This window comes from Prauserella flavalba, from assembly GCF_003202235.1.
Taxonomy (GTDB): domain Bacteria; phylum Actinomycetota; class Actinomycetes; order Mycobacteriales; family Pseudonocardiaceae; genus Prauserella_A; species Prauserella_A flavalba.
Genome location: NZ_MASU01000013.1, coordinates 186,998 through 209,736, shown reverse-complemented (window position 1 = coordinate 209,736; position 22,739 = coordinate 186,998). Strand labels below are relative to the sequence as shown.

The window sequence follows — 22,739 nt, the reverse complement described above, 5'->3', positions numbered from 1 at the left end:
AAAGTGCTACTTTGAGTTTTCAACCGGTTACCGAGTGGCCCGACAACTCAACCGCGCTGACCGTCGAGGAGTGCCCATGAGCTCACGCGGTTCCTGGCTGGCGAACGCGAACGAGACGGTGACAGCGCTGGTGGCCGACATGGCCGCCGACCCGTGGGGCCGGTTCTCACCGTCGGTCTACGAGACAGGCAGACTCGTGGCGCTCACCCCTTCCCTTCCCGGGCACCCGGAACGGGTCCGGTTCCTGCTGCGGGAACAGCACGGCGACGGCCGCTGGGGCGGGCCGGGTGACTACGACATCGTGCCCACGCTGAGCGCGACCCACGCGTTGCTGACGGAGGCGCACAGGCCCGGCGCGCACCCCGAGGTCGCGCGGGCCGCCGACCGCGGGGTGCGCGCGCTCGCCGATCGGTTGCGCCCCAACACCGTTCTGCCCGACACGGTCGCGGTCGAGCTGATGGTGCCCGGCCTCGTGGCCGAGGTGAACGCTCACCTCACGCGGCGGGGTGACGCACCGCTGCCGCTGCCGGAGGGCACCCGTCCCCAGCTGCTGGAACAGCTACGCGCCGCTGTCGCACAGGGACACGCGCTGCCGGAGAAGCTGCTGCACTCGCTGGAGATCATCGGACCGGTCGCGCGCGGGGCAGACTCGGTGGAACTCGTGAGGGGCGCCATCGTGGGCTGCTCCCCCTCGGCCACCGCGACCTGGCTCGGCGACGAGGCCGCGGGCGCCGGTGCCCATCCGGGCGTGCGGTACCTGCGCGCGGTGCAGGACGCGGGCGGCGGTGTTCCCGTGGCCGCGCCGCTCGCCCTGTTCGAACGCTCCTGGGTGCTGTCCACACTCGTCTCCGCGGGCCTCGACGTCCGGGTTCCCCGTGAACTCGTGGACGACCTGCACGCCGCCTTCTCGCCCGAGGGAGCGGCCGGCGGTGCCGGGCTCCCTCCCGACGTCGACGACACCGCCACCGCGCTCTACGCGCTGGCCCTGCTGGGCAGCCCCCGGTCGCCGGAATGCCTGTGGCACTACGAAGCCGACGACCACTTCCGGTGCTTCCCCGAGGAGCGCACGCCGTCGACGAGCGCGAACGCCCATGCGCTGCAGGCGATCGGTGCCTCGCTCACCCCGGACCTGCCCGGCCGCGAACGCTACGTCGCGGCGGCGAGGACGCTCACGCGCTGGCTGAGCGAGCAGCAGAACACCGACGGCAGCTGGCACGACAAATGGCACGCGTCGCCGTTCTACGCCACGGCGTGCTGCGCGACGGCGCTCGCCGAGTACGGGGGTGCGGACGGGAGCAAGGCCGTGCGCCGCGCCGTCGACTGGCTGCTGGCGACGCAGCGAAAGGACGGCTCGTGGGGCCGCTGGAGGGGTACTCGTGAGGAGACCGCCTACGCGGTGAAAACCCTGCTGCACCAAGGAGTTCCCACCACCGAGGCCACGGCCCGCGCCGCGGCGAGGGGCGCGGCGCACCTGCTCACCACCGACGGCGACACCGCCCATCTCCCACTGTGGCACGACAAGGACCTCTACACGCCGCTGCGGATCGTGGAGGTGGAGATCATCGCGGCGCTGCACCTGGCACACACCGTCCCGGCCGTCGCGGCGCAGCTCGCCGAGGACCGAGTCGGCGTGTGATGAACCGTACCGAGCTGCGCATGGCACTGCGCACGCTGTCCTTTCTCGACTCCCAGGCACACCGCGAGGAAGGCTTCCTCGAACTGGCCGGCGAACCGCGCCCGAAGCTCCTGGTGTGGCACCCCGAGGCGATCGACTGGATCTTCCACTCGGACCCCGGGCTCGAGCACCCCGGCAGCCGTAGTCTCATGCCGTTGTTCGGAAAGGACTCCCTGCTGTGGGTCGACGGACCCCGGCACTCCTCCTACCGGCGCCTGCTCGGCCCGCCGTTGCGCGGACGCCGCCTTCACTCCTATCGAGACCTGATCGCACACACCGTGCACGAGGCCGTCGACGCTTTGAGACCCGGCCAGGTGGTATCCATTCCGGAGTGGACCCGGCAGGTCGCACTGCGTGTCATGGGAAGGCTCGTCCTCGGCGACGGAGCCGAGGGCCTGCTGAAGCAGTTCGCCGACTGGATCGAGCGCGCGCTCGGAGCGCGCGGACGTACCCTCGCCTACCGCTTTCTTCTCGGTGGACTACCGCGGTCGAGCGCCGAACTGGACCGGCAGCTCGTCGACAAGGCGAAGGCCAACGCTGAAACGGAGCCGCGAACGCTTGCGGCCTTGCTGCTCTCACAGGAAGGGCTCCTCGGTCAGGTCGACGATCACGAGCTGCGGGACCAGATCGTCTCGCTTCTCTTCGCCGGGCACGAGACCACCGCGGCGGCGACCGCCTGGACGCTCTACTGGATCGATCGCGACGAGAACCTGCGCCACGATCTCCGCACCGAACTGGCCGCGGTTTCCGACGACGCACCCGAGCCGGCCCAGGTTCCGCTGCTGCAGGCGGTGATTCAAGAAGCGTTGCGACTGGCTCCTCCCGTGACGGTGGCCGAGAACCGGAAGCTACCCGAAGGTGGCGAGATACTCGGGCGGTCGCTCCCACCGGGAAGCGTCGTCACCACGAGCATCTACCTGGCTCACCGACGACCGGACTACTTCCCCGATCCGCTGCGCTTCGACCCGGGCCGGTTCCTCAGCAGACGTGTCCCGCCACAGCACTACCTTCCGTTCGGTGGGGGCAGCAGGCACTGTCTCGGCAACCAGCTCGGGCAGCTCGAGACCAGGATGATCACCGCGGCGCTGCTTCGCAGGCGCGAGTGGCACTGTGTCAACCCGGAGGCCGCGGTCCTCCAGCTCCGCGGACACGCTATGGCGCCAGCGACGAAGCTGCGCATGAAGGTGACCGCATGTCGGAACTGACCGCGCGGGACGTCGTGGCCGTACACCGGCTGGAGTTTCCGTTCTGGGTCAATGATGTCTGCCAGTCGAGCTGGGGCGCCTGCTTCGCGGTGACCGCGGCGAGCCAGCTGTTCCAGGCGCCGGTACTGCTCGCGATCGCCGCGAACTTCCTGCTCATCGCCGGTGGCCTCGCACTGAACTCGACAGCCGACATCAGCACCGACGAACGACATCCCGAGCGAGGCAGTCTGGCGCACGCCGCACGCCGGCTCGGCAAGGTACGGGGAACCCGGTGGGTGAGCTTCGAGTTCGCCGTGGCGCTCGCGCTCTGCGCCGTGGTGTCGGTGTGGACCGGCCGATGTATCCCCACCGCGATGGCGGTCGCGATGATCGGATTGCAGGTCGCCTACAACGTGGAACCGCTTCGCTGGAAGCGCCGCGGTTTTCTCGGGGTGATTGCCTTCTGTACTGCCGTCGTCGGCCTGCCCTGCGTACTGTCCTACGGCGCCGTGGGCGCGGAGATGAGCGCCCCGGTGGCTCTGGTCTTCGCAGGGCTCACCGTGCTCGCGATCGGACGGATGACCTGGTGGTCGGTCCCCGACATCGGCGCGGATGCGGCAACCGGCATGGCGACTCCGGGCGTGCGGTACGGGGCCGTCCGCGCGCTCGCGTTCGCCTGCGCGATCATGGCCGCGGGGGCGATCCTCCTGGCCTGGGGAATGTTCCTCGGCTACGGTGCGGCGGCGAGCATGCTCGCCGCCGCGGCACACGTCGTCTTTCTCGTGGCCGCATTAGGACTGCTACGCCGCGTTCACCGCGGTCTTACAGCGAGTTCGGTACGGATGCGCAAGCGCTCGATGCCGCTGGTCATGGTCGGCGATCTGGTGGTCGCGGCTCTCCCGCTACTGGCGTGACCGGTCAGCGCTTGCGGGCGACGCCAACGTACATCTGGACCTGCTCGGGATTGCGGTCCGCGTCCTCCTCGGATTCCGGACGCCACATCGGCACCGGCACGACCCCCGGGTCGACGAGTTCGAGGTCGCCGAAGAAGCCGGTGAGCGCCTGGGGCGAACGAAGGTTCACCACCGGCCGGTCGCCGAGCATCATGCGATCGAACATCTGGAAGCCTTCCAGCAACTGCTCGTCCTCGCAGAAGTGAGACAGCGCGAGGTGGCTTCCGGGAGCCATGACGTCGGCGTAGTGGGCGACGACGCCGGCCGGGTCGTCCTCATCGGGCAGGTGGAGAAGCAGTTCGATCATGAGGACGGCGACCGGCTCACGGAGGTCGATGAGTCGGGTGAACTCCGGTGCATCGAAGATCTGCCGCGGCTCGCGCACATCGGCGACGAGGAAGGCCGCGTTGTCGTTGCCGTCGATCAACATTCGGCTGTCGTCCGCCAGGGTGGGGTCTGCGTCGACGTACAACACCCGAGTGGCAGAGTTCAGGGCCTGCGCCACGTGGTGCACATGACCGTTCGTTGGCAGACCGGAGCCGAGGTCGAGGAACTGCGTGATGCCCTGCTCCACCAGGTAGGCGACGAGACGGCGGATCAGCGAACGCTGGGCACGCACGAGGTACGGGATGTGCGGCGCGCACAGTTCGATGGCCTGCGCGAGCTTGCGGTCGTCCGGGGTGTTGTGCGAGCCCTCCAGCCAGAAATCCCTGATGCGCGCGATGTTCGGCCGCACCGACCCGTTCTGGCCTGTGGTTTCGACAGGAGTAACCACTCTCAGTACGCCTCCTCGGGGCAAGGCACGGTCCGAACCTCGTGATCTTCCGCCGCACAGGGCACCAGATTCTACTGCGAACGGCCGCTCGATGGTGGCCGGGCTGGCGGCGACATTCTGCCCCAAGGCGTCACTTTTCGCTTGCTGGACAAGGGAAACTGGTAGCGCGCTACAGCGCGGCACCGTGCGTCGGTCAGCGCTTGCCCGGGACGAACTCCTGCATCTTCGTCTTGGCTCCCTGCACCAGTACGTGCCAGGCGTTGGGGTCGCCCTTCAGCAGCGCCTCCGCCGTCGACTTCATCTGCTCGAACGTCGCGTGCGGCGGGATCGGCGGCACCTCGGGGTCGCAACGTACATCCAGCACCACCGGGCCGTCCGCCGCGAGCGCCCGGTCCCAGGCAGGGCCCAGCTCGCCCGGATCGTCCACCGCGATGCCCTCGAAACCGAGGCTGCGGGCGAAACCCGCGTACGACACGTCGGGCAGCGACTGGGACTCCTCGAACTTCGGCGCGCCGCCCATCGCCCGCAGCTCCCACGTGACCTGGTTGAGGTCGTCGTTGTGGAACACGCACACCACGAGCCTCGGGTCCGCCCACAGGTTCCGGTACCTGGCGATGGTGATGAGCTCCGCCATGCCGTTCATCTGCATCGCGCCGTCACCGACGAGCGCGACCACGGGACGCTCCGGGCAGGCGAACTTCGCGCCGATCGCGTACGGCACACCGGGCCCCATCGTGGCGAGCGTTCCGGAGAGCGAGGCGCGCATGCGGCCGCGGATGCGCAGGTTGCGGGCATACCAGTTGGTCGAAGAGCCGGAGTCGGCCGTCACGATCGCGTCCTCCGGGATCCGCGCCGACAGCTCGTGCACGACGCGCTGCGGGTTCACGGGCTTGGCCTCGAGCATCGCCTGCTGCTCCATCGTGTCCCACCACGCGGCCACGTTCCGCTCGATGTCCCGCCGCCACGACCGGTCCTCCTTGGCCCGCAGCAACGGAATCAGCGCGCGCAGCGTGCCCTTCGCCTCGCCGAGGAGGTTCGCCTCGGTCGGGTAGCGCATGCCGATCACGCTGGCGTCGACGTCGATCTGCACCGCCCTCGCCTGGCCGAACTCGGGCAGGAACTGGCTGTACGGCATGTTCGAACCGACGATCAGCAGCGTGTCGCACTCCTGCATCAGCTCGTACGTCGGCCGCGTGCCGAGCAGGCCGATCGAGCCGGTGACGTACGGGAGGTCGTCGGGCAGGACGTCCTTGCCCAGCAACGCCTTCGCCACGCCCGCACCGGTCAGCTCCGCGACGTGCTTGACCTCGTCGGCGGCGTTGCGCGCGCCCTGGCCGACGAGGATCGCCACCTTCTCCCCCGCGTTGAGTACCTCGGCGGCGCTCGCCAGCTCGTCCTCGGGCGGCACGAGCACCGCGTGCGGCGAACTGGGCGGGCTGGAGGGCACCTGCTTGAACGCGTGCTGCGGCGGGCTGTAGTCCTGCTCCTGCAGGTCGGCCGGGATGATCACGGCGGTGGGTGCCTGCCGCGCCCGCGCGGTGCGGAAGGCCCGGTCGAGCGCGTTCGGCAGCTGCTCGGCGACGTTGACCTCCACGAGGTAGGCCGCGGCGACGTCCTTGTACAGCGCCTGCAGGTCCACCTCCTGCTGGTAGCTGCCGCCCATCGCGGTGCGCGCCGTCTGCCCGACGAGCGCGACCACGGGCACGTGGTCGCACTTGGCGTCGTAGAGCCCGTTGAGCAGGTGGATCGCGCCCGGCCCCGAGGTCGCGAGGCACACGCCGACCTCGCCGCTGAACTTGGCGTAGCCGACGGCCTGGAACGCCGACATCTCCTCGTGCCTCGACTGCACGAACCGGGGCTGGTTGTCCGCCTTGCCGAAGGCGGTGACGATCCCGTTGATGCCGTCGCCCGGGTAGCCGAACACATGCTCGACACCCCACTCCCGCAAGCGCCGCACCACCTGGTCACCGACCGTCTCGGGCATGTCGCCTCCTCGCTCCGCGTCACCGTCCGCCAGTGGCTACCCGAACAGGGCCGGTCCAACCCGTACGTATGCTGAGCCGCGTGAAGCACATCCATGCGGGCAAGGTCAGGGATCTCTACGAGGACGGCGGGGACATCCTCCTGGTCGCCTCCGACCGGGTCTCGGTGTACGACGTGACGCTTCCCACGCCGATCCCCGGCAAGGGCGCGCTGCTCACCCAGCTGTCGCTGTGGTGGTTCGAGCGCTTCGGCGACGTCGTGCCCAACCACGTGCTCTCGGGCACCGACGTGCCGCCCGAGTTCGCCCGCAGGGCCATCCGGTGCAAGCCGCTGCAGATGGTGAAGGTCGAGTGCATCGCGCGCGGCTACCTCGCCGGGCTGGGGCTCAAGGAGTACCAGAAGTACGGCACGGTCTCCGGTGTCGAGCTGCCGCCGGGCCTCGAGGAGGGCAGCAAGCTCCCGGAACCGATCTTCACGCCCACCACGAAGGCCGACGTCGGCCACGACGAGTTCATCACCTTCGACGACGTGGTGAACCAGGAGGGCAGGGAGACCGCCGAGCGGCTGCGTGAGCTGACGCTGGAGATCTACCGCAGGGGCGCCGAGCACGCCGAGACGCGGGGCATCCTGGTGGCCGACACGAAGCTGGAGTTCGGCCGGGACGCCGACGGCATGCTGACCCTGGCCGACGAGGTGCTCACGTCCGACTCGTCCCGGTTCTGGCCGGCGGACGAGTGGGAGCCGGGCAGGCCGCAGCACGCGTTCGACAAGCAGTTCGTGCGCGACTGGGCCACCAGCTCCGGCTGGGACCGCACGCCACCGGGGCCCGAGGTGCCGCCCGAGATCGTCGAGGCCACCCGCGCGCGCTACACCGAGGCCTACGAGCGCATCACCGGCAACACCTGGACGGACTAGCCCCAGGGCGACCGCCTTCACTGCGGCTGAGCATCACTCCACGCGGCGATAAGAGGCAGGCGGGTCTGCCGGGTTCCAGCCCTTGAGGTGGGCGCACGCGGCGCACACCAGCAGCAGCGCGCCCACGAACACGAGCCCGAAGTTCAGCGTCAACGCGCCCAGCAGCACGAGGAAGCCGGCGAACAGGTCCAGACCCAGGCGGGCGAGCTTCGGCAGGCTGAGCATGCCGTGGGGCCGCGCACAGGAACCGAGCGCGCTCGCCAGCTCGGGATCGTCGTGCTCGAACCTCTGCTCGATCCGTTCCAGCTCCTGCCGTTCGTAATGGCTCAACATGGTCGGCTCCTGGGCTCACTCACGGACACGGGCCGTCGCTCAGCGCGTTCGGGCTCATTGGCTACCCCACGGCACGGGCCGCAAAACGACCTCCGTTTCCGGGTGCACGCGAATGGATACCCGCAGCGCATGTCGAACCCCCGCGTCCGGCTGAACGCGGGCATGCTGCGCCGCGCGGCCATCGTGTCGGCCGAACTGCTGCTGCTCTTCCTCGCGCTGTGGGCGCTGCGCAACGTCGTCCTGCACCTCAGCTACGTGCTCATCCCCGTCTCGGTCGCATTGCTGCTGTCGGCGTTCCTCCAGCCGCTCGTCGCGTTCCTGAGCAGGCACGGCTGGCCGCGGGGCCTCGCCGTGGTGACCTCGCTGATCGCCGGGCTGGCCGTGGCGGGCGGCATCGTGGCCTTCGTCGTCATCTCCATCCTCAACAACCTCGACGAGCTGCGCCGGCAGGTCACCGAGAGCGTCTCCCAGGTCGAGGACTGGCTGCGCCGGGGGCCGCTCAAGTTCGAGGGTGGGCTGACCGATCGGGTGCAGGAGTGGCTCGGGGGCAACGAGCAGGCCGTGATCGCGCAGGCGCTGGGCGCGTTCAACACGGTCAGCGCGATCGCCATCGGCCTGCTGCTGTCCACCGTGCTGCTCGTGATGTTCCTGTACGACGGCCCCAGGATGTGGGAGTTCCTGCTGCGGCCGTTCCGCACCCCGACGCGCGCGATCATCGACGACGCGGGGCGCAAGGCCTACCGCAGTGTCGTGACCTACGTGTGGGTGACGGCGCTCGTCGCGCTCATCGACGCGATCGGCATCGGGATCGGTCTCGCCGTGGTGGGCGTCCCGCTCACGGTGCCGCTGGCGGCACTGGTGTTCCTCGGCGGGTTCATCCCCTACGTGGGTGCCGTCGTGTCCGGGATCCTCGCGGTCGCCGTGACGCTGGTCAGCAACGGTGGCGTGGCCGCGCTCATCATCCTCGGCGTCGTGCTCGCGGTGCAGCAGCTGGAGGGGCACGTCCTCCAGCCCGTGCTGCAGGGCAACCTCTCGAAGCTGCACCCGGCCGTGGTGCTCGTGGCGCTGGTGATCGGCGGCACCGAGGGCGGTATCGCGGGCGTGCTGTTCGCCGTGCCGGTGGTGGCCGCCGTGCGGGCCGTGCTGGTCACGATCGCCGAGCACCGCACGTGAGCCGTTTCCCCTGCGCCGGCGAGGGTATTCCGCCGCCTGCCGGACACACAGCGAAGAGGAGCCAGCCATGACCGACGACCTGATCAGCGTGATCACCAACGACCACCGCGAGGTCGAGCAGGTGTTCGCCGAGCTGGAGGACGGGACGGCCGATCCGAAGCGGCGCAGGGAGCTCACCGACCACGTCATCGCCGAGCTGGTCCGGCACTCGGTCGCGGAGGAGCAGTACATGTACCCGGCCGCGCGCAAGCACCTGGAGAACGGCGACGAGCTGGCCGACCACGAGATCGAGGAGCACTCCGAGGCCGAGCTGCTGATGAAGCAGCTGGAGGACATGGACGCCACCGACCCGAAGTTCGACCGGTTGCTCAGCAACCTCATGGACTCGATCCGCCACCACGTCGAGGACGAGGAGAACGACCTGCTGCCCAGGCTGCGCGCCGCGTGCAGTGAGGAAGAACTGCGGGAACTGGGCGAGAAGGTGTTGCGGGCCAAGGCGAAGGCGCCGACGAGGCCGCACCCGCAGTCGCCCCAGAAGCCGCCTGCCAACCGCATCCTCGACCCGGGCGCGGGCCTGATCGACCGGATCCGCGACAAGCTCAGCGGCCGCGCGAGGTAAAAGGCGCGTCAAGCAATCGCGACACGCGGGCGGCGTCCGGTGATCAACCGGTTACGTCGCCCGCGTTTTCGCGAAACAGTCGCTCCCTAGCGTGTGCCGCCGGACGCGTGGATACCGGGCGGGATCCCGGTCGTATCCCGGGTCCGGCCCGGTCCCCCACCCGGAAAGGCAACGCTTTGAGCACACAACGGACGAGGGGCCGCCTGCTGCGGGCGGCCTCCCTCGCGGTGACGGCGGCGATGGTGCTGACGGCCTGCGGCAGCCGCGTCGACGACGAGTCGGGCGGCCAGGCCGCCGCGTCGTGCGTCGACACGTCGGGCGACTCGGTCAAGGTCGGCTTCCTCAACTCGCTGTCCGGCACGATGGCGATCAGCGAGAAGACCGTCCACGACGCGCTGCAACTGGCCGCCGAGCAGATCAACGCCGACGGCGGCGTGCTCGGCAAGCAGCTCGACGTGGTGAGCGAGGACGGCGCGTCCGAGCCCACCGTCTTCGCCGAGAAGGCGGGCAAGCTCATCAGCTCCGACTGCGTGGCGGCCGTGTTCGGCGGCTGGACGTCGTCGTCGCGCAAGGCGATGCTGCCGGTCTTCGAGGGCGCGAACTCGCTGCTGTTCTACCCCGTGCAGTACGAGGGCCTCGAGTCGTCGCCGAACATCTTCTACACCGGCGCCACCACCAACCAGCAGATCGTGCCCGCGCTCGACTACCTCAAGGAGCAGGGCACGAAGTCAGTGTTCCTGGTCGGCTCCGACTACGTCTTCCCGCGCACCGCCAACAAGATCATCAAGGCCTACGCGAAGGCGAACGGCATCGAGATCAAGGGCGAGGAGTACGCCCCGCTCGGCCACACCGACTTCTCCACGATCACCAACAAGGTCAAGGCCGCGGGCGCCGACGCCGTGTTCAACACCCTCAACGGCGACTCGAACGTCGCGTTCTTCAAGGAGTACCGCAACGCGGGGCTCACCGCGGAGGCGATGCCGGTGGTGTCGGTGTCGATCGCCGAGGAGGAGATCAGCGGCATCGGGCTCGACAACCTCGCGGGCCAGCTGACGTCGTGGAACTACTACCAGACCGTGGACACCCCGGCGAACGCCGCGTTCGTCGACGCGTTCAAGGCGAAGTACGGCGACAACCGCGTGACGTCCGACCCGATGGAGGCCGCGTACACGTCGCTGTTCCTGTGGAAGGCGATGGTGGAGAAGGCCGAGTCCTTCGCCACCGACGACGTCACGAAGGCGGCGGGCGGCATCACCTTCGACGCTCCCGAGGGCACGGTCACCGTCAACGGCGAGAACCACCACATCGCCAAGACTGCGCTGATCGGCCGCATCGAGCGGGACGGGCTGATCCACACCGTGTGGAGCTCGGGCAAGCCGATCGAGCCGGACCCCTACCTGGAGGGCTACGCCTGGGCCGAGGGCCTTTCCGCGAGCTGACCGGTGTTCCGGCCGGGGCGTGGGCGCTCGTGTCGCCCACGCCCCACCGTCGAAGGGATCCCTTGTCGTGGAAGCTTTGGTCAACCAGCTCTTCGCCGGCCTCTCACTCGGTTCCGTGCTGCTGCTGGCCGCGCTCGGGCTCGCGCTCACGTTCGGGCAGATGGGCGTGATCAACATGGCGCACGGTGAGTTCATCATGGCCGGCGCCTACACCGCCTACGTCGTGCAGGGCGCCATCTCCGACGCCGGTGTCTCGCTGTTCGTCTCCATCCCGCTCGGTTTCCTCGTCGGCGGGCTGATGGGTGTGGCGCTCGAGGCCACGCTGCTGCGCCGCATGTACCACCGTCCACTCGACACACTGCTCGTGACGTGGGGCGTCGCGCTGATCCTGCAACAGCTAGCGCGCGACATCTTCGGCGCCCCGAACGTCGAGGTCCGCGCACCCGGCTGGCTGTCGGGCAGCGTCGACCTCGGCGTGACGCAGGTGCCCTCGGCGCGCCTGTTCATCCTCGCCCTATCGATCGCGGCCGTGGTCGGGCTCGGCGTGGTGCTCAGGACGACCCCGCTCGGCAGGCGCATCCGGGGCGTCGTGCAGAACCGGGACCTCGCCGAAACGGTCGGCATCTCCACCAGGTCCACCGACCGGCTCACGTTCTTCATCGGCTCCGGCCTCGCCGGCGTCGCGGGCGTCGCGCTGACCCTGCTCGGCTCCACCGGCCCGACGCTCGGCACCAACTACATCGTCGACGCGTTCCTCGTGGTGGTCGCGGGCGGCATCGGGCAGATCAAGGGCAGCGTGATCGCCGCGTTCGCCCTCGGCGTGCTGCAGGCCGCGTTCGAGTACTCCACCACGGCGAGCATCGCGAAGGTGCTCGTGTTCGTGGTGATCGTCGTCTTCCTGCAGATCCGGCCCCAGGGCATCTTCAGTGTCCGGACGAGGAGCCTCGTATGAGCGCGATACCTGCCCGTCTCAAGGGCAACACCGGCGTGCTGCTCGGCTTCGTCGTCGGTGCGCTCGCCCTGCTCGTGCTCGCGCCCGCCGTGCTGTCGGACTTCCGGCTCTCGCTGCTCGGCCGGTTCGTGTGCTACGCGATCGTCGCCGTCGGCATCGGGCTCGCGTGGGGCCGCGGCGGCATGCTCACGCTCGGCCAGGGCGTGTTCTTCGGACTCGGCGCCTACGTGATGGCGATGCACATGAAGCTCGACGACGCCGGGCCCGGCGGTGTCCCCGACTTCATGCAGCTGTACGGCTCCGGCGAGGTGCCGGGCTGGTGGGAGCCGTTCCGCTCGCCGGTCGTGACGCTGGTGTCAGTCATCGCGATCCCCGCTCTGGTGGCGTTGGTGCTGGGCACCGCGATCTTCCGGCGCCGCGTGCGCGGCGCGTACTTCGCGATCCTGTCGCAGGCGCTCGCGGCGGCGTTCGCGATCCTGCTCATCGGCCAGCAGGCCACGATCGGCGGCACCAACGGGCTCAACGGGTTCCGCTCGTTCTTCGGCTTCAACCTGTTCGACCCGGTGAACAAGCGGATGCTGTTCTACCTCGCCGCGGTGACCCTGCTCGTGGTGCTGCTCATCGTGTGGCAGCTCTACCGGTCCCGCTACGGCGAGCTGCTGGTGGCCGTGCGCGACCAGGAGGAACGCGTGCGCTTCCTCGGCTACGACCCGGCGACCGTCAAGACCGTCGCCTATGTGCTCGCGGCCGCGATGGCCGGGGTCGCGGGTGCGCTGTTCGTGCCGATCGTCGGCATCATCTCGCCCGCGAACGTCGGCGTGGTGCCCTCGATCGCGTTCCTCATCGGGGTGGCGATCGGTGGCCGCACCACGCTGTTCGGGCCCGCGCTCGGGGCGATCGCCGTGGCGTGGGCGCAGACGACGTTCTCGGAGAGTTTCCCGTCGTTCTGGACCTACTTCCAGGGCGCGCTGTTCGTGTTCGTGGTGGCGTTCCTGCCCGGCGGCCTCGCCTCGGTGGGCGGGCTGCTGCGCAGGCGGAAAGCCATCGAACCCGCTCCCGTGGTGGCCAAGGAAGGGGCACCGGCATGAACGCCGACTACCTCGAACTGTCCGACGTCCGCGTGAGCTTCGACGGCTTCCTCGCCGTCGACGGGGTGTCCATGACGGTGCTGCAGGGCGACCTGCGGTTCCTCATCGGACCCAACGGCGCGGGCAAGACCACGCTCGTCGACGCGATCACGGGTCTGGCGCCCGCGACCGGGTCGGTCCGCTTCGGCCGCACGGAGCTGCTGGGCAGGAAGGTGCACCGGATCGCCCGGCTCGGCATCGGCCGCACGTTCCAGACGGCGAGCGTGTTCGAGGAGCTGACCGTGCTGCAGAACCTCGACATCGCCGCCGGCGCCGGGCGCGGCCCGCTCACGCTCCTGCGGGCGCGCTCGGCGGTACCGGACGCGGTCGCCGAGGCGCTGGAGACCGTCGGGCTCAGCGCGCGGCGCGACGAGAAGGCGGGCGTGCTCGCGCACGGCCAGAAGCAGTGGCTGGAGATCGGCATGCTGCTGGTGCAGAACTCGCGGGTGCTGCTGCTCGACGAGCCGGTGGCCGGGATGAGCGGCGAGGAACGGGAGCAGACCGGCGAGCTGCTGCGCCGGGTGGGTGCCGAGCGCACCGTGGTGGTCGTCGAGCACGACATGGACTTCATGCGCACGTTCGCCGACTCCGTGACGGTGCTGCACGCGGGCAAGGTGCTGTCCGAGGGCACCGTCGCGCAGGTGCAGGCCGACGAGGGGGTGCAGGAGGTCTACCTCGGCGAGGCGGCCACCAGGAAGGCGCTGGCCGCGGTGGCCGAGCAGGAGGGCGAGTGATGCTGGAACTGATCGACGTCCACGTCGGCTACGGCCGGGCCACGGTCGTGCACGGGGCGACCGTCGAGGTGCCCCGCGACGGGGTAGCCGCCGTGCTGGGCCACAACGGGGCCGGGAAGACGACCCTGCTGCGCGCGGCCGCCGGGCTGCTCAGGGTGCGGTCGGGGCGGATCCTGCTCGACGGCGAGGACGTCACCCGGCTGCGCCCCAGCGAGCGGGTCAGGCGCGGCCTCGGCTACGTGCCGCAGGGCCAGCAGTGCTTCCCGCAGCTGACCACGGCCGAGAACCTGCAGCTCGTGGCCGACACGCGGCGGGAGGGCAAGCGGCTCGTCGCCGAGGCGCTCGACCTGTTCCCCGCGTTGTCGGGGCTGCTGTCGCGGAGGGCTGGCCTGCTCTCGGGCGGGCAGCGCCAGCAGCTCGCGATCGCGCGGGCCCTGATCACCGAGCCGAGGGTGCTGATCCTGGACGAGCCCACCGAGGGCATCCAGCCGTCGGTGGTGGCCGAGATCGAGGAGACGATCCTGACCCTGACCTCGAAGGGCGGGCTGTCGGTGCTGCTGGTGGAGCAGCACGTGGGCTTCGCGCTCGCCGCGGCCGGCCGGTACTACGTGCTGGAGGCGGGGCGGGTCACGTCGTCCGGCGACGGCGGCACCGGTGCCCGCGAGAAGGTCCGGGCCGCGATGGCCATCTGACGATGTCCAGGGGAACCCCGCTGGGGGAACAGGTGTACGTGCGGCTGCGCGAGGAGGTGCTCGGTGGCGACGCGGGCAGGCTCAGCGAGGCGAGGCTCGCCAAGCGCCTCGGGGTGTCCCGGACCCCGGTGCGCGAAGCGCTGACCCGGCTCGTCGCCGACGGGCTCGTGCGGCGCGACGAGTACGGCTACAGCCTGGTCGTGCCCAGCCTCGCGACGGTGAGGGAGCTGCACGAGGTGACCGTCGCGGTGGAGCTGCGCGGGCTCGAGCGCTGCCTGGAGGAGCCGTCGCTGCGCCACGATCCGGCCGTGCTGACCGCAGAGCTGGAACGCTGGTACGCGCTGCGGGCGGGGCCTGCGCCCACGCCCGCGGAGTTCGTGGTGCACGACGACCGCTTCCACGCCACCCTGCTCGGCTCGGCCGGCAACGCCGAGCTGGTGGCCACGCTGGTCACCGTGCAGGGCAGGGCGCGGCACGCGCGGCTGCACTACGGCCTGCTCGACCACCGGGTGGAGCACGCCGTCACCGAGCACATCGAGATCGCCGAGCTGGTGCTGGCGGGCGAGCTGCGGGCCGCCTCGACGCTCCTGCGCCGCCACCTCGGACCCGCCCCGGCCGTGCGGATCCCGTGAGCCCGCCGTCAGGCAGTGAAGGCCACCTTGCCTGCGTTGAACGCAGTGAAGGCCACCTTCACTGCGTTGAGCGCAGTCATGGTGGCCTTCACTGCGTTGGCCCCACCACGGTTGACCCCGCAGGCATCGGGTCAGTTCTTCTTCGCGACCCCGCCGGTCATGAAGCGGACGCCGATCGTCGTCGCGTCGGTGACGATCTCGTCCGGGCGCCACAGCGGCAGCGGCACGATGCCGGGCGGCAGGATCTCCAGGCCCTCGAAGAACTCCTCCAGCTCGGCCGGGGTCCGGACGCGGCCGGTGCCCAGCTGCGAGAGCAGGACCTTCTCCAGCTCCTCGCTCTCCGGCGAGTCGGACAGGCGCGTGAAGTTCGTGATGAAGAAGTACGAACCGGGCACCACGGCGTCCCGCAGGGCCTGCACGATGCCCTTCGGGTCCTCGTCGTCGGCGAGGTGGTGCAGGATGCCCACGAGCATCACGCACACCGGCTTGCTGAAGTCGATCAGCTCCTGCACGTCGGGATGCGCGAGCACCTCCTTCGGCTTGCGGAGGTCGGCGGTGACGACGCGTGTGTTCTCGTTGTCCTGCAGCAACGCCCTGCCGTGCGCGAGCACGATCGGGTCGATGTCGACGTAGACGACCTTCGCGTCGGGGTTCGCCTCCTGGGCGACCTCGTGCGTGTTGCGCACCGTGGGCAGCCCGGAACCGAGGTCCAGGAACTGCGTGATGCCCTGCTCGGCGGCAAGGTGGCGCACCACGCGGTGCAGGATCGCCCTGTTGTGCAGTGCGATCTCCTTGAGCTCCGGCATCACCGACAGACTCGCCTCGGCGACCTGCCGGTCGATGGCGTAGTTGTCCTTGCCGTTGAGCATGACGTCGTAGACACGGGCGGCTGTCGGCACCCCGTTGTCCAGAACGACGATCTCGGAGTCGACTGCTGCGCTGTCGGAGGACATTGAAGACTCGCTCTCCTCACCATGTGCGGGACGCTGGACATCGTAGCCGTTCCGCCACACGGCGTCACTGCGGTTGCGAGCTTCGGGTGATCGACAACGTCGTCTCGGGATCGACGACGTGGATCTCACCCCGCTCACGCACCTTGGCGCCGAGTCGCGACAGGGCCAGCACACCCAGAGTGACACCCTTATCACTCCGGGTGGTGGCTGTGAGCAACACAAGAATCCTTTACTTGACCGCGCCCATCGAGAGGCCGCGGACGAGGTGGTTCTGCGCGATCCAGCCGATGATCATCACGGGCAGCGAGGCGAGCAGCGCCGCGGCCGACAGCTGCGCCCAGTACAGGCCCTCGCTGGTGATGAAGCCGGACAGGAACACCGGCACGGTGCCCGCCCGCGCGGCGGTGAGGTTGACGGCGTAGAAGAACTCCGTCCACGAGAAGATCACGCAGATCAGCGCGGTCGCCGCGATGCCGGGCGCCACGACGGGCAGCACCACCTTGTAGAGCAGCATGGGCAGCTTCGCGCCGTCGACGCGCGCGGCCTCGATCATCTCCTTCGGCACCTCGAGGAAGAACGAGCGCATCATCCACACCGCCAGCGGCAGGTTCATCGCCGTGTAGAGGATGTTCAGCGCCCACACGTTGTCCAGCAGCTGCACGTTCTGCGAGATCACGTAGAGCGGGATGATCGCCGCCACGATCGGCAGCATCTTCGTGGACAGGAAGAAGCCGAGCACGTTGCTCGTGCCCTTCACCGGCGCGATCGACAACGCGTAGGCCGCCGGGATCGCCAGCACCAGCACGGCGAGCGTCGACACCACCGTCACGAACGCCGAGTTGGCGAGATAGGGCAGGAACCCGCGCTCGAACACGCCCGCGAACTGCTCCAGCGTCGGAGAGAAGAACAGCCTCGGCGGATCGGTGTAGGCGTCGGCCTCCGTCTTGAACGACGTCAGCACCATCCAGATGACGGGAAAGACGAACAGGATCGCGATCAGCCAGGTGAACGCGGTCAGCGAGATGCGGCCGAGCCTCATTTCACACCCCCGCTCACGTCGAAGGTCCGGAACATCAGGCGCAGGGTGAACGTGGCCACGATCAGCGTCAGGATCACCACGATCACGCCCATCGCCGAGGACTGGCCGACGTCGAAGCCCTCGAACGCCCGCTGGTAGATGTAGAAGGGCAGGTTGGTGCTCGCCGTGCCGGGACCGCCCTGTGTCATCAGGTAGATCGCGTCGAACGAGTTGACGATGTAGATCGCGCCCAGCAGCGCCGCCAGCTGGAGGTAGCGGCTCAGCTGCGGCAACGTGATCGAGGCGAACGTGCGCCACCGCCCGGCGCCGTCGACCTGCGCGGCCTCCAGCACCTCCTTCGACTGCGCCTGCAGCCCGGCGAGGATCAGCAGCGTCATGAACGGCGTCCACTGCCACACCACCTGGGCCATCACCGACCCGAGCGGGAACTCCGAGAGCCAGTCGATGTCGGTGCCGAGCACGAAGTTGAGCAGCCCGTACACCGGGTCGAACATCGTCGTCTTCCACAGCAGCGCACCGGCCGCCGGAAGGATGAGGAACGGCGTGATGATGAGCGTGCGCACCACACCCCGTCCCGTGAACTTGCGGTCGAGCAGCAGCGCGAGCCCCAGCCCTAACGCCATCGAGACGAACACGCACACCACCGTGAGCACGACGGTGTTGAGCATCGCGCCGCGGAACGTGCTGTCGGCGAACACGTCGACGTAGTTCTGGAAGCCGACGAAGTGCTGCGAGCCGGGGCGCACGAGGTTCCACGACTGGAACGAGTAGAACACCGTGACCAGGAAGGGAATCTGCGTCACCGCGATCGTGAAGAGCAGGGCGGGCAGCAGCGGGGCCCTGCGCTTCCACGGGTTTGCGTGCCTGCGTGGTTTCGGCTGCCCGGTGCTCTCACCGGCCCGGGCAGGAGCGACCTCGGTCGTCGTCATTGGGTCTCCCGGTAGGCCTGGCCGACCGTCTCGGCGTACTCCTGTGCCTGCTCCAGCGCCTCGTCGACCGACTTCTGTCCCGCGATCGCCGCGGAGAGCTGCTGGCTCACCCGGGTGCCCAGGTCCTGGAACTCGGGGATGCCGACGAACTGGATTCCCGGGTAGGGCACCGGTTCGGTCATCGTCTTGTCCTGGCTGGCATCACGGATGCCGTCCAGGGTCGGCTGTGCGTAGGCCTTCGCGGCCTCCCGGTACTCGGGAATGTCGTAGGTGGACTGGCGGCAGCCCGGCGGCACGCGGTTCCAGCCGAACTCCTCGCCCACCGTCTGCACGAACCGCTTGTCGGTCATCCACCGCATGAAGTCCCATGCGGCCTGCTTGTTCTCGGTGACCTTCGGCATCGCCAGCGACCACGTGTAGAGCCAGCCGCTCGCGTCGGTCTTCTCCACCGGTGCGGCGACGTAGCCGGACTTGCCCGCGACCGTGCTGCTGGCCGGGTCCTCGTTGGTACCGGCCATCACCGTCGCGTCGTACCACATCGCGGCCTGGCCCTGGCCGTAGCGCGTGCCGCATTCGGAGAACCCGGCGCTGGAGGCACCCGTCTCGCCGTGCTCGCGCACGAGGTTCACGTAGAAGTTCGCCGCCGCCTTGAACTCCGGCGACGTGAGCTGGGCGTTCCAGTCGCGGTCGAACCAGCGGCCGCCGAACGTGTTCACCACGGTGGTGAACGGCGCGAGGCTCTCGCCCCAGCCCGGCTTGCCGCGCAGGCAGATCCCGGCGACGCCGTTCGCCGGGTCGTGCAGCCTCGCCGCGAAGTCGGCGATCTGCTGCCACGTGGGGTTCTTCGGCATCGTGATGCCCGCCTGCTCGAAGAGGTCCTTGCGGTAGGCCAGGAACGACGACTCGCCGTAGAACGGCACCGCGTACATCGAGCCCTCGTGGGACAGCGACTGGCGGATGCTCGGGATGAAGTCGCCGGCGTCGTAGCCCTCGCTGGCGTCGATGTAGGGCTGCAGGTTCTCCAGCCAGCCGTTGGCAGCCCACTGCGGCGTCTCGTAGTTGCTGATCATCACCACGTCGAACTCGCCGCCCTGCGTCGCCGTGGAGGCTGTGATCTTCGCGCGGGCCTGGTTCTCCGGCAGGGACACGAACTTCAGCTCGATGCCGGGGTGCTCGCGCTCGAACCGGTCGGAGAGCGCGATGGCGTCGTTCATCTGCGGGTTGGCGACGATCGCGATCACCAGTGTCTGCGTGCCCGCGCCGATGGCTCCCGCCCCGGCGCAACCGGTGACCAGCAGTAGTGCGGACAACAGGACCGCTGACAGCCGGCCACGCCGCCGCCTGCCGAAGGCGTTACGCATCGTTGCTGCCTCCTGGGATACCTCCTGGAACAACCTGCACCTTCAGTCCGGAACCGCTGCGCATGAGCGCGAGCGCGTCCGGGTACCGCTCGAGCGGCAGCGTGTCGGTGAGCAGCGCGGCGGTGTCGATCGCACCGGCGGCGACGAGGTCGAGTGCGGCACCGAAGCTGTTGAGCACGGCCATCGAGCCGACGACGGTGATCTCGTCGTTGTAGATGCGAAACGGCGACAGTGCCACGCGCGCCTCCTCGGGCGCGACGCCGAAGACGAGCAGGCGGCCTCCCCTGCGCAGCGAGTCGAAAGCGGCCTCGATGGCGAGCACCACACCGGTGCAGTCGGCGGCGGCGTCGAACTTCTCGCCGTTCAGCTCGGCGACATCGGTGACCACGGCCTCGGCGCCGAGCTGGGTGGCCCTGGGCAGGCGGGCGGCGTTGCGGTCGACGACGGTGACGCGCGCGCCCGCACGCTGGAGCAGCTGCTGCATGATCAGGCCCATCGTGCCGGCGCCCATCACGAGGAAGCGCTCCCCGGCCTCGACGCCGACCCTGCGCACGCCGTGCACCGCGCACGAGACGGGCTCCACGAGCGCGCCCTGCTGGTAGGTCAGCGCGTCGGGCAGCCGGTAGCAGTTGGCGGACGGCACGGCGACGTACTCGGCGAAGGCGCCGTCGACGGTGTCACCCGTCGCTCCCCAGTTGGCGCACAGGTTGCCGTGCCCCGAGCGGCACGGGGTGCAGTAGCCGCAGAACAGCGAGGGGTCGACGGCGACGCGGTCGCCTACCCGCCAGCCCCCTGGCACGTCGGCGCCGAGTTCCACGATCTCGCCCGCGAACTCGTGGCCGGGCACGATCGGGTAGGGCGTCGGCGGGAAGTGCCCGTCGGCGATGTGCAGGTCGGTCCCGCAGATCCCGCACGCGCCCACCTTCACCACGACCTGCCGCTCACCCGGTTTCGGATCCGGCACGTCCCCGACTCTGATGGACCCCGGCTGGTCGACGATCGCGGCGCGCATGCCACCCACTTTCCTTGCTCATCTGAGCACTTTACGAACTATTAACCACAGTGCATGTGCCTGGCATTGAAAGACTCCCCCTGGTGTTACGTCAACCTTTCGGCTCAATTTCGCGCTATAGTGCTCAGATGAGCGCACGACGTCGGCCTCTCGGCCTCTCTGACTCGGTTCAGGCGGCCTCGATCGCCCACCGCTTCTACGTCCGGGGCGAGTCGAAGCTGGAGATCGCGGAAGCCTTCGGGCTCAGCAGGTTCAAGGTCGCCCGCATACTCGACACCGCAAGGGAGACGGGCCTGGTAAGGGTGGAGTTCGACCTCCCGGCGCCACTCGACCCCGGGCTGTGCGACGAGCTGCGCTCCGCCTACGGCCTCGAACAGGCTCTGGTGCTCGAACGAGCGAAACACCGCGAGACGCGGCCGGAGCTGCGCAGGCGAATCGGTGCGCTCGCGGCCCGCTTGCTGGCGGAGACTGCGACCAGGGACGACGTGATCGGGCTGTCGTGGGCGCGCTCGGTGAACGTGATGACCGAGCAGATCGACACGCTGCCGCGCTGCCCGATCGTGCAGCTGTGCGGAGTGCAGGCCGGCATGGACATGCGGGACCGGTCGGTGGAGACCGTGAGCAGGCTCGCGCGGGTGTCCGGCGGCGAGGCCTACCCGATCTTCGCGCCGCTCGTGCTGCCCGACCGGCGGACCACGGAGACGCTGCGCAGGCAGCCGGGCATCGCGGAGACGTTCGGGCAGTTCCGCAACCTCACCAAGGCCGTGGTCAGCATCGGCGCGTGGCAGGAGAACGAGTCGACCGTGTACGACTCGCTCTCCCCCGCCGAGCGCGATGCGATCAGCAAGCGGGGCGCCAAGGCCGAGGTCGCGGCGAGGCTGTTCGACGCCGACGGCAACGCGCTTTCCACCGGGCTCGCCCACCACGTGCTGGCGATCAGCCACGAGGAGCTGCGCCAGGTGCCCGAGGTGATCGCGCTGGGCTACACGAGGCCGAAGGCCGAGGCGATCGACGCGGTACTGCGCTCGGGCATGGTGTCGACCCTCATCACCGACGCCGACGCCGCCCGCGACGCCCTGGCCCTCGCCGCCAAGCGCCCCTGAGCCCAGACCCACCCGAGTGGGTGACCTTCACTGCGGCCGGGGTGTGGCCTCCTCCGCATGAACGGGTTACCGGGGGTCGAGGCGCACGAACGGGCGGCGACGACCCACCTCGCGGAAGTCGGCCTCGCTACCGTCCACCGCGAAACCCATGTACCGCGCCAGGTTCCGGCCGAGCCGGGGGTGCCGCGCGCCGTACTCCGCCATGATCTCGGCGCCCTCCTCCGCGTCGAGCACCACGGCCTTCGCCCGCGACCGAGTGCCTCGCACCTGGATGTCCACCTCCGGCGTCGCCAGCACATTGCGGTACCAGTCGGCCGAGGGCCCGAACCCGGAACACACGACATAGGAGCCGCCCCTGCGCCCGACCACCTCGAGTACCACGGTCCTCCGCCTGCCCGACTTCCGTCCGATGTGGACCAGGTAGAGCAGGCGGGCGGGCACCAGCCTGCCGAACCCCGCCCGGTACAGCTTGTTCGGCAAGCGATACAGCAGCCTGGTCAGCCCCCTGGGCGGCGCTGGCTGGGCGATGATCTCCATGCGGTCAGTCCTCCCCTTCCACGGCGGCGGCGAGCCGCCCCAGCGTTGTCAGCGCGGACTCGACCGGCAGCTCCCGGTCGAGCAGCACGTGCAGGACGAGGCCGTCGACGAGCGCGGCCAGCAACACCGCGGCGCCCTCGCGGTCCTGTTCGGACAGCCGCGGGTGCAGCTCACGCAGGTGCTCGTCGACGCGGGCGCGTGCCTCGCGCATCCCATCGCGGAAGAGCTCGCCCAGTGCGGGTTCGCTGACCGCGCCCGCGATCAGCTGGACACTGAGGCAGACGATGCGCTCGTCTGCGGTGATCGCGGGCACGGCCTCGCGCAGCACGTCGAGCATCTCGCGCGTGTCGCGTGCGGCGAGCACGCCGTCGACGACGGGCGCGATCACCAGCTCGCCCGCCCGCCGCGCGATCTCCGCGCGCAACCCCGGCAGGCCGCCGAAGTGGTAGTGGATCAGCCCTTGGTTGGTACCACCGCGCTCGGCGACCGCGCGCGTCGTGACCGCGGACCAGCCGCCCTCGCCGAGCAGCTCGACGCCGGCCTCGACCAGCTGCTGCCTCCGGCGCCGCCCGCGCGGCGAACTTGGTCGATCGCCTAACTTTGTCACTCGGCCAAGTTA

23 protein-coding genes are annotated in these 22,739 nt (G+C 69.5%); 13 read left to right on the top strand and 10 right to left on the bottom strand.

Going from position 1 to position 22,739, the window contains the following annotated elements; all coding sequences use genetic code 11:
• The first annotated feature begins 76 nt into the window (after window positions 1–76).
• Genes BA062_RS28275 through BA062_RS28265 form a run of 3 tightly spaced genes read left to right on the top strand, consistent with a single transcriptional unit; the run spans window position 77 to window position 3,773 of the window.
• A complete protein-coding gene (locus BA062_RS28275) occupies window positions 77–1,636 on the top strand; it encodes a prenyltransferase/squalene oxidase repeat-containing protein (RefSeq protein WP_110341943.1) in 1,560 nt (519 codons plus the stop codon).
• Window positions 1,636–2,880, top strand: coding sequence for a cytochrome P450 (locus BA062_RS28270; RefSeq protein ID WP_110341941.1), 1,245 nt, complete (start codon window positions 1,636–1,638; stop codon window positions 2,878–2,880). Before BA062_RS28275 ends, BA062_RS28270 begins: the two co-directional genes overlap by 1 nt.
• Entirely contained in the window at window positions 2,868–3,773 is a 906-nt protein-coding gene (locus BA062_RS28265) for a UbiA prenyltransferase family protein (protein ID WP_110341939.1), read from the top strand. The genes BA062_RS28270 and BA062_RS28265 overlap by 13 nt, the downstream gene beginning before the upstream one ends.
• Window positions 3,774–3,777: 4 nt before the next feature.
• Here BA062_RS28265 and BA062_RS28260 read toward each other — a convergent pair whose 3' ends face one another.
• Entirely contained in the window at window positions 3,778–4,548 is a 771-nt protein-coding gene (locus BA062_RS28260) for an SAM-dependent methyltransferase (protein ID WP_245960049.1), read from the bottom strand.
• A gap of 232 nt (window positions 4,549–4,780) precedes the next feature.
• Window positions 4,781–6,571, bottom strand: coding sequence for a thiamine pyrophosphate-requiring protein (locus tag BA062_RS28255; protein WP_110341935.1), 1,791 nt, complete (start codon window positions 6,569–6,571; stop codon window positions 4,781–4,783).
• A gap of 71 nt (window positions 6,572–6,642) precedes the next feature.
• Here BA062_RS28255 and BA062_RS28250 point away from each other — a divergent pair, with 71 nt between their 5' ends.
• Window positions 6,643–7,485 carry a phosphoribosylaminoimidazolesuccinocarboxamide synthase gene (locus BA062_RS28250; protein WP_110342617.1) on the top strand — a complete coding sequence of 281 codons (843 nt, stop codon included), beginning with the start codon at window positions 6,643–6,645 and terminating at the stop codon, window positions 7,483–7,485.
• A 33-nt stretch (window positions 7,486–7,518) separates the two neighbouring features.
• On the opposite strand, the gene BA062_RS28245 is transcribed toward BA062_RS28250, so the two are convergent.
• A complete protein-coding gene (locus tag BA062_RS28245) occupies window positions 7,519–7,818 on the bottom strand; it encodes a DUF3040 domain-containing protein (protein ID WP_110341933.1) in 300 nt (99 codons plus the stop codon).
• Window positions 7,819–7,947: 129 nt separating this feature from the next.
• Here BA062_RS28245 and BA062_RS28240 point away from each other — a divergent pair, with 129 nt between their 5' ends.
• The 8 genes from BA062_RS28240 (at window position 7,948) to BA062_RS28205 (ending at window position 15,186) form a co-directional block, all read left to right on the top strand.
• The gene (locus BA062_RS28240; protein ID WP_110341931.1) at window positions 7,948–8,991 is read left to right on the top strand and encodes an AI-2E family transporter; all 1,044 of its coding nucleotides are present in this window, start codon (window positions 7,948–7,950) and stop codon (window positions 8,989–8,991) included.
• Window positions 8,992–9,058: 67 nt separating this feature from the next.
• Window positions 9,059–9,610 (top strand): hemerythrin domain-containing protein, encoded by a 552-nt coding sequence (locus BA062_RS28235; RefSeq protein WP_110341929.1) that lies wholly within the window; start codon window positions 9,059–9,061, stop codon window positions 9,608–9,610.
• Between the two features lie 176 nt (window positions 9,611–9,786).
• Entirely contained in the window at window positions 9,787–11,049 is a 1,263-nt protein-coding gene (urtA, locus tag BA062_RS28230; protein WP_245960048.1) for an urea ABC transporter substrate-binding protein, read from the top strand.
• Window positions 11,050–11,116: 67 nt separating this feature from the next.
• Window positions 11,117–12,001 carry an urea ABC transporter permease subunit UrtB gene (gene urtB / locus BA062_RS28225; protein ID WP_110341927.1) on the top strand — a complete coding sequence of 295 codons (885 nt, stop codon included), beginning with the start codon at window positions 11,117–11,119 and terminating at the stop codon, window positions 11,999–12,001.
• Window positions 11,998–13,089: an urea ABC transporter permease subunit UrtC gene (urtC, locus tag BA062_RS28220; protein WP_110341925.1), complete on the top strand. Its 1,092-nt coding sequence runs from the start codon at window positions 11,998–12,000 to the stop codon at window positions 13,087–13,089. The genes urtB and urtC overlap by 4 nt, the downstream gene beginning before the upstream one ends.
• The gene (gene urtD, locus BA062_RS28215; RefSeq protein ID WP_110341923.1) at window positions 13,086–13,862 is read left to right on the top strand and encodes an urea ABC transporter ATP-binding protein UrtD; all 777 of its coding nucleotides are present in this window, start codon (window positions 13,086–13,088) and stop codon (window positions 13,860–13,862) included. Before urtC ends, urtD begins: the two co-directional genes overlap by 4 nt.
• Complete coding sequence (urtE, locus tag BA062_RS28210) at window positions 13,862–14,554, top strand: urea ABC transporter ATP-binding subunit UrtE (protein WP_110342615.1); 693 nt, start codon at window positions 13,862–13,864, stop codon at window positions 14,552–14,554. Before urtD ends, urtE begins: the two co-directional genes overlap by 1 nt.
• Before the next feature lie 2 nt (window positions 14,555–14,556).
• Window positions 14,557–15,186 (top strand): GntR family transcriptional regulator, encoded by a 630-nt coding sequence (locus BA062_RS28205; protein WP_110341921.1) that lies wholly within the window; start codon window positions 14,557–14,559, stop codon window positions 15,184–15,186.
• 131 nt (window positions 15,187–15,317) lie between these two features.
• Here BA062_RS28205 and BA062_RS28200 read toward each other — a convergent pair whose 3' ends face one another.
• The 5 genes from BA062_RS28200 to BA062_RS28180 all read right to left on the bottom strand — a co-directional run bounded on the left by BA062_RS28200 (window position 15,318) and on the right by BA062_RS28180 (window position 20,480).
• A complete protein-coding gene (locus BA062_RS28200) occupies window positions 15,318–16,139 on the bottom strand; it encodes an SAM-dependent methyltransferase (RefSeq protein WP_110341919.1) in 822 nt (273 codons plus the stop codon).
• Window positions 16,140–16,368: 229 nt separating this feature from the next.
• Window positions 16,369–17,178 carry a carbohydrate ABC transporter permease gene (locus tag BA062_RS28195; RefSeq protein WP_110341917.1) on the bottom strand — a complete coding sequence of 270 codons (810 nt, stop codon included), beginning with the start codon at window positions 17,176–17,178 and terminating at the stop codon, window positions 16,369–16,371.
• Complete coding sequence (locus BA062_RS28190) at window positions 17,175–18,107, bottom strand: carbohydrate ABC transporter permease (protein WP_110341915.1); 933 nt, start codon at window positions 18,105–18,107, stop codon at window positions 17,175–17,177. Before BA062_RS28190 ends, BA062_RS28195 begins: the two co-directional genes overlap by 4 nt.
• On the bottom strand, window positions 18,104–19,468 hold the full coding sequence (locus tag BA062_RS28185; protein ID WP_110341913.1) for an ABC transporter substrate-binding protein: 1,365 nt from the start codon (window positions 19,466–19,468) through the stop codon (window positions 18,104–18,106). Before BA062_RS28185 ends, BA062_RS28190 begins: the two co-directional genes overlap by 4 nt.
• A complete protein-coding gene (locus BA062_RS28180) occupies window positions 19,461–20,480 on the bottom strand; it encodes a zinc-dependent alcohol dehydrogenase family protein (RefSeq protein WP_110341911.1) in 1,020 nt (339 codons plus the stop codon). Before BA062_RS28180 ends, BA062_RS28185 begins: the two co-directional genes overlap by 8 nt.
• Before the next feature lie 128 nt (window positions 20,481–20,608).
• Here BA062_RS28180 and BA062_RS28175 point away from each other — a divergent pair, with 128 nt between their 5' ends.
• A complete protein-coding gene (locus BA062_RS28175; protein WP_110341909.1) occupies window positions 20,609–21,583 on the top strand; it encodes a sugar-binding transcriptional regulator in 975 nt (324 codons plus the stop codon).
• 66 nt (window positions 21,584–21,649) lie between these two features.
• Here the strand turns inward: BA062_RS28175 and BA062_RS28170 are convergent, their stop codons facing one another.
• The gene (locus BA062_RS28170) at window positions 21,650–22,120 is read right to left on the bottom strand and encodes a nitroreductase family deazaflavin-dependent oxidoreductase (protein WP_110341907.1); all 471 of its coding nucleotides are present in this window, start codon (window positions 22,118–22,120) and stop codon (window positions 21,650–21,652) included.
• 4 nt (window positions 22,121–22,124) lie between these two features.
• A complete protein-coding gene (locus BA062_RS28165) occupies window positions 22,125–22,727 on the bottom strand; it encodes a TetR/AcrR family transcriptional regulator (protein ID WP_110341905.1) in 603 nt (200 codons plus the stop codon).
• Window positions 22,728–22,739 lie beyond the last annotated feature (12 nt).